The organism is Thalassobacillus devorans, from assembly GCF_900176565.1.
GTDB lineage: Bacteria > Bacillota > Bacilli > Bacillales > Halobacillaceae > Thalassobacillus > Thalassobacillus devorans_A.
In genome coordinates this window covers 563,790-576,185 of record NZ_FXEH01000004.1, presented here as the reverse complement: position 1 = coordinate 576,185, position 12,396 = coordinate 563,790, and the positions used below count along the sequence as shown (strand labels likewise).

Sequence of the window (12,396 nt, the reverse complement as noted above, 5' to 3'; positions counted from 1 at the left end):
CGCCGCCAGCGTTCGTCCTGAGCCAGGATCAAACTCTCCATAAAAGTGAAGTTTGTCTTGACTTCCCCATGGATGGGGTGACTTCGACGTTGCAACAAGACGTTGCGAACTTAGTCGAAGATCCTTGACTCTTGCACTGCTAAAGTGCGTTGTTCATTTCCTCATATAATGAAGAAATTGTATTGACGTACTGGTTGGTTCGTTCAGTTTTCAAAGATCAAAATTGTTTTGCCGCTCAAATTGGCGACTTAATCAATATATCATGTGGTTGTTTTTATGTCAACAACTTTTCATGATTTATTTTTTCTTTCTTGTGGTGTGTCGCTCTCTTAACGCGACGTTTAATAATATACCATGGCATTTTTTTATCGTCAATAGCTTTTCAAATAAAAATTCCGCTTTCTTTATAATGCGCAAAGAAAGCGGATTGCAGAGCGATGAAGTTTAGTTTTTCACCTTATACTTACGATGGTAAATCTCCGGTCCTTTTGTATCGTGGAGTTCTACCTCCAAAAGTTCTTTCTCTGTTAAATACTCAATCATCGCCGATAGATCAAGGGCATATAATTGAATCTCCGGATGGACCTTCAACTCACCAAAAGTCCATGCATCTTCTTTTTCTTGCATAAGCTCTAATAAATGTTTTGCGCTGTTCTTTGCACGAATGCTAATGGAATGTTCAACTGCAAGCAGCATCAACTGCACACGTTTGTCTGTCGGTTCACCGCTTTGAATAAGTTCTTCATATAATTTATACACTTCCGCATCGATTCTCCGTACCTGGTTCCACACCGTTACTTCAGGATGAAACCCTTTTTCAATAATAGCTAGCCTCGCCAAATAATGCAGGGAATGAACCATACGGCTGAATGCATCCAGATACTGCCCGGATTCATATAGATCTTTGGATTCACTGTAGCTCCTGATCAACTTAGCGAATTCAATCGCCTTTTTTAAATCACGGGTTTCCTGTGGGAAGTCATTGAGCTTAGCCTTCAATTCTTCCATATATTCATTGCGGTCAAAAATCACCTTGCCATTGATAACCCATTCTACTGCTCTTCGATATCCACTTGTCTCCACCCATTCCTTCAATAGTTCTTCATCTACAATATGCATGGCCGCTGTTTTATTTTCGAATTCATAATGTTTCACATACCAGGGATCATCAGCACCTCTTACTATAATTAAGAGGATGACATCAAAATTGTCCGTAACCGGACTGATCGGTTTTTTCTTCTCCATGATCAAGACGCCGAGTGTATTAGGCAGACTTGCGCGTTCTTGATAGATGGGTCGTAATAAATCTTCCATTGTACTTTCCCCCAGCGGTTTTTTATAGTAGGTCACAAACAATTATTCGATAAATTTGTTCAAAATCCTCTTTTCTTCATGTAATTCCCTGCTAAAATTATGCTATACTACCTTTTGAAAGCACGAAGGAGGGTCACCAGTGGGGTTACAATATAGCAGTAAGATAAATAAAATCCGCACGTTCGCACTTGCGCTGGTATTTGCCGGATTTGGTATCATGTATATAGGTTTATTATTCAAACAGACGGAATGGCTGATGATCATATTCATGATTCTTGGAATGGCAGCAATCGGCCTCAGTACCGTGGTTTACTTTTGGATTGGCATGTTATCGACGAAGACAATCCAAATCATCTGCCCGAATTGCGACAAGCCGACAAAAATGCTCGGAAGGGTCGATGCATGTATGCATTGCAAGCAGCCTTTAACTTTGGATAAATCCCTTGAAGGAAAAGAATTTGACGAGAAATACAACTCCAAACGATTTCAGAAACAAGAAGAACAGAACTAGCCATCTTTGGTGTGACGGACACATCATATTATATAGAATTAGAATCACAAAATAAGCCTCATCCCCGACAAAAGGGATGAGGCTTATTTTTTTATGATAAGATTAGTGTGCGTTTTTCGACTGGCAGTCGCTGCAAATTCCATACACTTCCATGCGATGATTATTTACATCAAATCCTGTCACCTGTTCAGCTAAAGACTCCACTTCATCTAAGCTTGGATAATGGAAGTCGACGATTTTACCACAGGATTCGCAAATAACGTGATAATGCTCCGTGGTATTGCAATCGAATCTGCTGGAAGCATCTCCATATGTTAACTCCCTGACCAGGCCGATATCTTTAAATACCCGCAGGTTGTTATATACAGTGGCAACACTCATATTAGGGAATTTTCCTTCCAGCGCTTTATAGATTTCATCAGCTGTCGGGTGAGTCATTGAGTTAAGCAAATATTCAAGCACCGCATGACGTTGAGGCGTGATTCGCACACCAGAGTCTTTCAATGTTACGATCGCTTCTTGCAGTCTTTTATCAGACACCGCCATGCACCTCGCTTTCCGTTGACTTAATTTTAGAATATTATTAAATAATAATCTTTATAAATAGTGTACCTCGTCGTTACTATTATTGTCAATATACGTATATTGTAGATTCCCGTTACTATACGTCTGCTTGTAGCGGAGTCTCCTCTCCACCTAATTGATGATTGACATAACGCGCTGCAACAAATAACAAATCAGATAAACGATTAAGATAGGAGACAACCAATGGATTGTTCAATTCATCGCCCAAGGCCACGGCTGTCCTTTCCGCACGCCGTGCTACCGTGCGTGCAGCATGAAAAGCGGAGGAAGCTTCGTGTCCCGATGGAAGAATGAAGTTTTTCAGCGGTGTCAACCCTTCTTCCCACTCATCAATATAGGTTTCCAGCTCTTTAATATGTTCTTCCTTCAACTGCCACATTACATCTTTTCCTTTTGGTGTCGCCAGTTCCGCACCAACATGGAAAAGAATAGTCTGGACTTTTTTCATAAATGCTTTGAATTTATCACTGCTGTCCCACTCTTCCCGCCTCAAATGGCTCATCGCGAGTCCTATCATCGAATTGACTTCATCACATGTCCCGTATGCTTCAACACGTAAGTCATTTTTAGGTACTCGATCTCCGTAAATCAATGATGTGGTTCCTTTATCTCCTGAACGTGTATATATCCTCACCCTTAATACCCCCGTTTTGGATCAATTTTATTAATAAATTTCTCTTGCCCTTGTAGATAGCGTTCCAAGTTATCACGAAAAATATCAAAACCTCGATATTGATATTGCGGCGAAACCCCAGACAGGTGGGGGGTCACTGTAATATTTTCTTCCTCCCACAAAACATGGTCTTCCGGAAGTGGTTCCTCCTCGAATACATCAAGTACTGCATGAGCGATTTCTCCATTACGAACCGCCTCTAATACTGTCTCCGTTTTAACGAGATCCCCTCTGCCCATATTCAGAAAAACTGCGTGGGCAGGCATCTTCTCAAAGTGTTCTAGTTTAACGAAATCAATCGTTTCTGGTGTACTTGGCATAACGGCAACTACGAAGTCCGCTTTATTTAATACATGTGTCCAATTATCAGAAGGGTAGGTTTCATCGAAGTAAGGTTTAAGTTTTCCTGTTTTTGATACCCCGATAGTCTTCATTCGAAACGCTTGCGCCAATCTGGCTGTTTCCTGACCGATGGCTCCTGTCCCGAGTACCACCAGTGTCTTACCTGTAATCGCATTCATCACGACTTTACGGTCCCAAACATGGGCTTGTTCGTGGGCGATTACCTTTTTCCCTTGACGTGCTACTTGAAGCAGCATAGTAAATGTATATTCTGCCATTGGAATCGCATGAATTCCTCTCGCATTCGTCACTAATATTCCTTGCTTATCAATCTGCTTGAATTGCATTTTTTCCATTCCTGCCGATAATACCATGATCCATTTCAGTTTTTTGGCCTGCTTGATCAGTTCGTCGTTTAAGTCCTCCCCATAAGTAATGAATATTTCGGCTTCCGGCAATTTCGTTTTTGCTTCTTCAATACCATGACAGAAGGAAAAGTCCAACTCTGGATAATCAGCTTCAAGCCTGTTACGGATATCTTCTTTTACATTCTTTATAGCTGAAAGCACTAGCATATATGTACATCCTCCTCACTGATCCTGTTTCTATTTTAGCTGAATTATCGCAATTTACAAAAATAAATCACTTTCCTGTAACGAAAATAAAAAATGGAGACATCACTTGTAGTGATGCCTCCAGTAAAGGGGAGGTTTTCGGTTGATACTTTACTTTATGTCCTCCCGATTTATTTGTATAGCGCATATACCCATAACGATGAAAAAACGCTCTAAAAAATAGAGCGTTTAAACTAGGATAAGTTTTCCCGGATATATTCGAGTGCTGCCTCCACATGCCCCTTCACTCGCACTTTCCGAAATTCTTTAACGAGATTTCCTTCTTTGTCAATAATGAAAGTGGAGCGTACAATTCCGTAATATTCTTTACCGAAATTTTTCTTTAGCTGCCACACGTCATACGCTTCTGCTGCCTGCTTGTCTTCATCTGCAAGAAGCAGGAAAGGTAAATCATGTTTGTCGATGAATTTTTCGTGGCGCTCGACCGGGTCCGGGCTGACACCTAAGATGACCGCATCCAGGTCGCCAAAGCTTTCATGATGATCCCGAAAGTCGCAAGCTTCTGTGGTACACCCTGGTGTCATATCTTTCGGGTAAAAATATAAAACGACATTCTTACCACGGTAATCTGAAAGCTTGACCTTTTCACCATTGCTTGCTTCTAATTCAAAATCAGGTGCTTTTTTACCAACTTCCACACTCATAAAATTTATCCCCTCCTATAAATAATGTTCATTTCTATCATTAAGATTACAGGAAAGGATACTCAATTTCCAATCTCAATCGACTTTATGCTGTGAATCATAAAACACACGGACAAACATGGCTGCAGGTATGGTATAACCAATCAATGCTTCCAGTAAAGCGATTGGTCTCCCCCAACCTATCGGAATAATATCTCCATAACCTACTGTCAACAGCGTTACGCCGCTGAAATAGATCGCCTGTCCAATGCGATCAAGTAAAGCTTCCTGCTGTAGGCCGCCTCCCGCTAACAAAGGAATGCCGTTCATAGATAGAAGAAAATAAATGATTCCGAAGCCAGTCATGACGATGAGATATAAAACCAGCAGGCCGGTAAACACAGTCAATGAAAAATGATGGTTGTCTGAAATAAGTTCACGAAAAAACGATGTCAAACTGACTATGATGAGTAATACGATGAACAGCAATATAACTATTTCGACCATATATAGCTACTCCCCACCCTTTGGAATACTGCCTCTTAAACTTTATGCGGTTCCCCCGCTCCCCTATACGTAGTTTAACGCGACGAAAACATTTACATATTCTTCTAAATAATGAAGCTTCAGGACCGATAAAAGGTATAGGCAATACCAATCACGTGAATAGCTATTTATTACCAGTAGCATTATACTTAAATTAAACAGAGGTACAAGAGGTGACGGAACGTGAAACGTATATATATTATAGAAAATAATGAGCAAGTCGCTTCTTTCCTTGTCAAAACGTTAAAAGAAAGCGGCTATCAGCCATTTCTTGCCAACGATTATGATAAAATTCTGGCTGAGTTCACCGCTTATGAACCTCACCTTGTTTTAATAGCGGTTGGGACCCCTGCATTTGATGGCCTCTTTTGGTCCAGAGAAATACGAGCCCTAGGCAAGTGCCCCATATTATTGATGCCGGATTCCTCTTATAAGATGTCACAAGTAATTGCATTAGAAAATGGCGCAGATGGTTATTTGAGTAAACCCTTGAACGCCATTCCTTTGCAGGCTGTAATAGAACGGACCTTAAAGAGAGTTTATGCAAGTGACAAAGGGAGCGAGCTGAAACTGCGTCCCATGGAGATTGACTACCAGGGGGTAAAGCAGTCCCTGACTAGAAAAGAATATTTCCTCATGAAAGCATTTATAGAACGTCCCTCTCAGCTACTAACACGTCAGTATCTATTACAGCTGCTGACTAACAACATTGGAGAGTTGGATGATAATACATTATCCGTCAACATGACGAGGCTGCGAAGGAAGTTATCCCAGATCGGATTAGAAAACGCCATCCAAACCGTCCGTGGCAAAGGATATAAGTTCAACCCGAAATGACCCGCTCTCCCCGCCATACCAGGGATGAACACACATCCCAATTCGTCCCCCTTTTCATAATATATTGTAAACGCGCAAAAGGGGGTGGAAGGAATGGGTTACAGAGGTTACAACAATGGCTTTGCGTTGATTGTAGTGTTGTTCATCCTTTTGATTATCGTTGGCGCAGCATATGTATACTAAAATCAAATAAGTTAACTCAATTCTCAGGAAGACTACCCGTTCGCTCCATCATACCGGGTAGTCTTTTTACATACGTTCTGGTTACTGCTATCGACATTCGCCATCCCATGCTACAATGATAAACGAATTATTTCAGGGAGGTTTACGATGAACTTTTTAAAATCAGAACAGTTACATGAAGAAGCATTACACCATATTGTCGGAGGAGTAAATTCTCCTTCTCGTTCTTTCAAAGGTGTCGGCGGCGGCACACCGATTTACATGGAACGTGCAGAAGGCGCTTATTTCTGGGATGTGGATGGCAATAAATATATCGATTACCTTGGCGCTTATGGCCCCATCATCACCGGGCACGCACACCCCCATATTACGAAGGCAATCACCACAGCTGCCCAAAATGGCGTCCTATATGGCACACCAACCTCTTTAGAGAATCAATTCGCAAGTAAATTAAAAGAAGCGATCCCTTCTATGGATAAGGTCAGGTTTGTGAACTCGGGTACCGAAGCAGTAATGACGACCATTCGTGTAGCAAGGGCATACACCGGCCGTAATAAAATCATTAAATTCGCCGGCTGTTATCATGGCCATTCCGACTTGGTACTGGTAGCTGCAGGTTCAGGCCCTTCCACGTTGGGAACTCCTGATTCAGCCGGGGTGCCAGCTTCTATCGCAGCAGATGTGATCACCGTTCCTTTCAATGATATCGAACCATTCAAGCAAGCACTGGAACGTTGGGGAGATGAAATTGCCGGTGTTTTAGTTGAACCGATTGTCGGGAATTTTGGGATTGTCGAACCGAAGCCCGGCTTCCTGCAACAAGTGAACGATCTGGCACATCAAGCAGGAGCATTAGTAATTTATGATGAGGTAATCACTGCTTTCCGTTTTGCTTATGGAAGTGCGCAGCAACTGGTAGGAGTTGAGCCTGATATGACCGCTATGGGGAAAATCATCGGCGGCGGCCTCCCAATTGGAGCTTATGGCGGCCGCGCGGATATCATGGAGCAAGTCGCTCCTCTTGGTCCTGCCTATCAGGCTGGTACTATGGCCGGAAACCCTGCTTCTATGTCAGCAGGGATCGCCTGTCTGGAAGTATTGCAGGAAGAAGGTGTGTATGAAGAACTGGATCGATTAGGTGCCAAGCTGGAAGAAGGGATAGGACGCAGTGCTGTAAAATACAATATCCCTGTAACTATCAATCGTCTCAAAGGTGCACTGACTGTTTACTTCACAACCGGACAAGTGGAAAACTATGAGCAGGCAGAAAACACAGACGGCGAAATGTTCGCGCGCTTTTTCAAATTGATGCTTAATCAAGGTATCAACCTTGCACCATCCAAATATGAAGCATGGTTCCTGACTACGGCTCATACAGATGAAGATATTGATAAGACACTTACGGCTGTAGAAGAAACTTTTAAAACGATGGCAAACGATTAATCTTTTAAGCCCTCTGTATAAAAAAGCGGAGGGCTCTTCTATTATCTCCTGCCAGTAATATGCATGGTTATGTGATATTTTAAATTTTTCTCCACTAAGAGGCATTAGCTAAATACTAAAAGAAGAGTGATTGCTAAGAAAGTATGATTATGATAATATAATATTATATTTCTGAAAATTCTCACGATTTGCGCGAGAATTGTTCATTTCCTTCCCTTTTCATATTGTTTCAGCTCCGTGCTGAAACACTCCTGACTTTTGCATTCCATGCAAAAGTCTTTCTTTTTTATAATTACCTTGCCTCTCATACGCTCACCTTTTTGTTTCACTTTCTTCATTAAATACCTTAAGGTGGTAATAAAGAAGCAGTAGTTTAGAAAGGTGATGCCGATGAAGCTGGGTGCCAGAATGATGAAGACTGGGCTTGCTGTGGCAGTAGCGATTTATGTCGCTTCTTTATTTGAGCTGACTAATGAGGTGATCGCAGCAATTGCTGCCCTTTTTTCAATCCAGCCCTCTATTTATCGTTCGTTTCAAACTGTTATTGAACAAATACAAGCGAATATCATTGCGGCCGCTGTCGCTATAATTACTGTCTATACCTTAGGGGACAGCCCATTTATCGTTGGTTTTTCCATCATCGTGGTCATCGCTCTTAATATGAAATTGAAAATGAATGAGAATACGATTATCTTTGCGTTAGTGGCAGTGGTGGTGTTAATGGAGCCGACCGATATGGCCTTCCTGCCATATGCGGGTGCACGCATCGTTTCCTTGATGATTGGTATATTGTCTGCATTTGTTGTAAACCTGGCATTTGTACCTCCTAAATATGAAACCAATCTGTTCCGGCAAATCGATCGCAACACGAGCGATATTCTGCAATGGCTGCGGGTTACTACCCATCATTTATCAGACGAGCCAGCCTTAAAGACAGAAATGAATAGACTGCAGGACGAATTGCGCTATATCGACCAAACTTATCTGCTGTATAAAGAAGAACGTACCTACTTAAGAAAAAACAGATTTACAAAAGCACGCAAAATGGTACTATTCCGGCAGCTGATTGCAACAACGAAGAAATCATACGATGTATTGAAAGCATTCCATCGTCTTGAAGGTGATATCGACCATATCCCTAAAGACTTTCAGGAAGTGCTGGTCTCCGAACTGGATAAGGTTATTCACGCCCATGAAAAACTGATGCTTAGCCTGATGGGGCGTATCCGTAAAACCCATAAGGAATCTCTAAGAGAGTCAGAAACTCCTGATATTCCTAAGCTGGTGGAACAGCTGATCCATATCTATGAAGATGATCATGACCATGATAAACTGATTTTCCTCCCATTGGCTGCTCAGCTAATGGAGTACCATTACCACCTGGAACACTTGAAGCGCATTATTAAAAGCTATCAACGATTTCATTATGAAAGTCACCGAAGTATGTTTGAACAAAAACGAGCCCGATAATAAATGTGAACAGGCTGGCGAGAACATCTCGGCAGCTTTTTTCTTTATGAACGTGTACCGGTTAAAAAGAATGTGCTCGTCTTTTGTAATTAGTGACAATTCAGTCCCGTCCTCTCTTTTTCCTTAAATCCTTCCTTTTTCTCCCACTATTTCTAATATTCCCTTAAGGTTTGAACATTTTGTGTCGAAAATTCCACAAAAAATTGAACATTCAATTACAAATTAGTTAATCCTCACGAAAAAGGTTATTAGGGTGCTATAATTCACTTCACGTATTATTAGTTTTCACTATTTACACAGTAGAAATAATAGATTGATAGGAGTGTTTGGCTTCATGAGACATAAAAGACCCCATTTGCAAAAATGGCTGGCATTGCTTCCGCTGAGTTTAGTCTTTTTGTTGAGCGGCTGCAGTGAATTGACAGTCCTTGACCCAAAAGGACCTGTCGGACAAAGCCAAAAAGATCTGATCGTATTTTCCCTTTGGTTTATGCTCGGGATTGTAGTTGTCGTCTTTGCTCTGTTCGCATTTATGGTTATCAAGTACCGTAATCGGCCTGGCCGAAACGATAAAGATTATGACCCTGACCTGCATGGTAATACGGCAATTGAAATAGTCTGGACAGTTATACCTCTCATTATCGTTATTATCTTATCTGTACCAACAGTTACAACCTTATTCGATTTAGAAAAACCCCCGGAATCATCATCGGATAAAGAGCCACTGGTCATTTATGCTACATCAGCAGACTGGAAATGGTTCTTCAGTTATCCGGAACAGGATATTGAGACAGTGAATTATCTTCATATCCCAACGGATCGGGCGATTGAGTTCCGACTATCATCAGCAGATTCCATGGCAGCGTTATGGATTCCGCAACTGGGCGGCCAGAAATATAATATGGCCGGGATGGAAAACACCCTGTACCTGCAGGCAGATGAGCCTGGCACCTACGACGGCCGTAATGGAAACTTCAATGGAGAAGGCTTTACGGAACAGACATTTAAGGTTCACGCCCAAGAGGAAGAAGAGTTTAATGATTGGGTACAAGAAACCCAGGACGAGGCACCTGAACTGACCCAGGAAGAATATGACAAACTGCTTGCGCCTAGTGTCATGGACGAGCAGATGGTATTTTCCAATACGCATCTGGAGTGGGTAGACCATGGTACGAATGATGGGCGCGACTATGCGATTAAACGTCATCGAGATGCCTACCAGGAACTATTACATCTGGAAAACGAAATTAAAGGTGATGACAAGCATGAATAGTTATCAGAGAAAGCAGGTGAACATCTATGAAGTTAGATGAATTTTTCGTAACCGGTGAACCACTCGTATACGGTGGAATGGTTTCCATTGTATTGGTTACCAGTGCCGTCATTTTTCTACTCACCTATTTTAAAAGGTGGGGATGGCTATGGCGTGAGTGGCTGACAACCGTTGATCATAAAAAAATCGGTATTATGTATATTTTAAGTGCGTTAGCGATGTTATTCCGTGGGGGCATGGATGCCCTTATGATGCGAATACAGCTGGCGTTTCCAAATATGAACTTCCTGAACGCCCAGCACTATGATGAAATCTTTACGACTCACGGAACGATCATGATTATCTTTATGGCTATGCCTTTCTTGATTGGATTAATGAATATCATTGTTCCGCTGCAAATCGGGGCTCGTGATTTCGCGTTTCCTTTTGTCAACGCCTTGAGCTTCTGGTCGTTCTTTTTTGGAGCCATGTTGTTCAATATATCATTTGTTATTGGTGGTTCTCCTGACGCCGGCTGGACAAGTTACACACCATTATCAGGGGCAGCTATGAGTCCTGGACCAGGACAAAACTTTTACTTGATGGGCCTACAGCTTTCGGGTATTGGTACGCTGGCGACAGGGATTAATTTGATGGTGACGATTCTTAAAATGCGTGCACCAGGAATGAAATTGTTCAAAATGCCAATTTTCACCTGGTCTACACTAGTCACTTGTTTCATTATTATTTTTGCCTTTCCGATTTTGACAGTTGCTTTAGCACTGCTAACAATCGACCGTATTTTCGGTTCCCAGTTCTTTACAGTAACCGGTGAAGGGATGCCGATGATGTGGGCCAACTTATTCTGGATGTGGGGCCACCCGGAAGTTTACATCGTCATATTACCGGCATTTGGTATCTTTTCTGAAGTAATCGCGACCTTTGCACGTAAGCGATTGTTCGGGTATCATGCCATGGTCTGGTCGATGATTTTGATTGCCGGATTAAGTTTCCTTGTCTGGGTACACCATTTCTTTACTATGGGTGCCGGAGCTTTCGTTAACTCTGTATTCTCAGTATCAACGATGTTGATTGCTGTACCTACTGGAGTGAAGATCTTTAACTGGCTGGCAACGCTGTATAAATCAAAAATAGAGTTCACCACACCAATGATGTGGTCGCTCGCATTCATTCCGAGTTTTGTTCTCGGTGGTGTCACCGGGGTCATGCTCGGTATGGCAGCAGCTGACTATCAATTTCACAACTCGTATTTCCTAATTGCCCACTTCCATTATGTATTGATTGCCGGAACAGTTTTTGCTTGTTTTGCGGGGCTGGAATACTGGTATCCGAAAATGTTTGGGCACAAGCTAAATGAACGGATCGGGAAACTGGCATTCTGGTTCTTCGTCATCGGATTCCATGTTACCTTCTTCCCGCAATATTTCGTTGGTTTAGACGGAATGCCGCGCCGTGTCTTCTATATCATTCCAGAGTGGATGCCGTTAAATGTCATCTCAACAGTCGGTGCATTTGGAATGGGAGTTGGATTCGCTATATTCGTATTCAATATCTACTACAGCTACAGGAACAGCGAACGCGAAAAAACTGGGGATTCCTGGGATGGAAGAACCCTTGAATGGGCGACACCGACACCTGTACCGTTCTATAATTTCGCTACTGTACCTCATGCAGATAAGTACGATGCTTTCTTAGACATGAAGGAAAAAGGCGAAACAACTTTCGAGGAAGAAAAACTCGAGCCGATTCATATGCCAAGCAATACAGGGCAGCCGATTATCATGATGGCCATCGCTGCTTTTGCCAGTTTCGCTCTGATATTTGAATGGATTACCCTGGCAGTGATCGGGCTTGTCGGTGTCCTGATCATGATGGGAATACGCTCATTTGATTATGACGAGGGTTATCATGTTGAAGTAGATGAAATTAAGCGCATTGAACGCGAAGCAAGGGGGTTATAA

Annotated in this window: 13 protein-coding genes; 7 read left to right on the top strand and 6 right to left on the bottom strand. The window is 42.2% G+C overall.

Annotated features, from left to right (window positions below; genetic code table 11):
• Positions 1-444: 444 nt before the first annotated feature.
• Positions 445-1,314, bottom strand: coding sequence for a nucleotidyltransferase-like protein (locus B9Y67_RS04810; protein WP_085505615.1), 870 nt, complete (start codon positions 1,312-1,314; stop codon positions 445-447).
• 139 nt (positions 1,315-1,453) lie between these two features.
• Here B9Y67_RS04810 and B9Y67_RS04805 point away from each other — a divergent pair, with 139 nt between their 5' ends.
• On the top strand, positions 1,454-1,825 hold the full coding sequence (locus tag B9Y67_RS04805; protein WP_085505614.1) for a YgzB family protein: 372 nt from the start codon (positions 1,454-1,456) through the stop codon (positions 1,823-1,825).
• A gap of 102 nt (positions 1,826-1,927) precedes the next feature.
• On the opposite strand, the gene perR is transcribed toward B9Y67_RS04805, so the two are convergent.
• The 5 genes from perR to B9Y67_RS04780 form a co-directional block, all read right to left on the bottom strand.
• Positions 1,928-2,365 (bottom strand): peroxide-responsive transcriptional repressor PerR, encoded by a 438-nt coding sequence (gene perR, locus B9Y67_RS04800; protein ID WP_176223913.1) that lies wholly within the window; start codon positions 2,363-2,365, stop codon positions 1,928-1,930.
• A gap of 121 nt (positions 2,366-2,486) precedes the next feature.
• A complete protein-coding gene (locus B9Y67_RS04795; RefSeq protein ID WP_085505612.1) occupies positions 2,487-3,044 on the bottom strand; it encodes a cob(I)yrinic acid a,c-diamide adenosyltransferase in 558 nt (185 codons plus the stop codon).
• Positions 3,045-3,046: 2 nt separating this feature from the next.
• On the bottom strand, positions 3,047-4,000 hold the full coding sequence (locus tag B9Y67_RS04790; RefSeq protein ID WP_085505611.1) for a D-2-hydroxyacid dehydrogenase: 954 nt from the start codon (positions 3,998-4,000) through the stop codon (positions 3,047-3,049).
• 233 nt (positions 4,001-4,233) lie between these two features.
• Complete coding sequence (gene bcp, locus B9Y67_RS04785) at positions 4,234-4,704, bottom strand: thioredoxin-dependent thiol peroxidase (protein WP_085505610.1); 471 nt, start codon at positions 4,702-4,704, stop codon at positions 4,234-4,236.
• Positions 4,705-4,779: 75 nt separating this feature from the next.
• The gene (locus B9Y67_RS04780; RefSeq protein ID WP_085505609.1) at positions 4,780-5,190 is read right to left on the bottom strand and encodes a potassium channel family protein; all 411 of its coding nucleotides are present in this window, start codon (positions 5,188-5,190) and stop codon (positions 4,780-4,782) included.
• Between the two features lie 222 nt (positions 5,191-5,412).
• On the opposite strand from B9Y67_RS04780, the gene B9Y67_RS04775 reads away from it, so the two are divergent.
• The 6 genes from B9Y67_RS04775 to qoxB all read left to right on the top strand — a co-directional run bounded on the left by B9Y67_RS04775 (position 5,413) and on the right by qoxB (position 12,396).
• Entirely contained in the window at positions 5,413-6,066 is a 654-nt protein-coding gene (locus B9Y67_RS04775) for a response regulator transcription factor (RefSeq protein WP_085505608.1), read from the top strand.
• A gap of 93 nt (positions 6,067-6,159) precedes the next feature.
• A complete protein-coding gene (locus B9Y67_RS04770; protein WP_085505607.1) occupies positions 6,160-6,249 on the top strand; it encodes a YjcZ family sporulation protein in 90 nt (29 codons plus the stop codon).
• Between the two features lie 147 nt (positions 6,250-6,396).
• Complete coding sequence (locus B9Y67_RS04765) at positions 6,397-7,692, top strand: glutamate-1-semialdehyde 2,1-aminomutase (protein WP_085505606.1); 1,296 nt, start codon at positions 6,397-6,399, stop codon at positions 7,690-7,692.
• Positions 7,693-8,076: 384 nt separating this feature from the next.
• Entirely contained in the window at positions 8,077-9,162 is a 1,086-nt protein-coding gene (locus B9Y67_RS04760) for an FUSC family protein (RefSeq protein ID WP_369668737.1), read from the top strand.
• Positions 9,163-9,496: 334 nt separating this feature from the next.
• Complete coding sequence (gene qoxA, locus B9Y67_RS04755; protein WP_085505605.1) at positions 9,497-10,435, top strand: cytochrome aa3 quinol oxidase subunit II; 939 nt, start codon at positions 9,497-9,499, stop codon at positions 10,433-10,435.
• A gap of 26 nt (positions 10,436-10,461) precedes the next feature.
• On the top strand, positions 10,462-12,396 hold the full coding sequence (qoxB, locus tag B9Y67_RS04750) for a cytochrome aa3 quinol oxidase subunit I (RefSeq protein ID WP_085505604.1): 1,935 nt from the start codon (positions 10,462-10,464) through the stop codon (positions 12,394-12,396).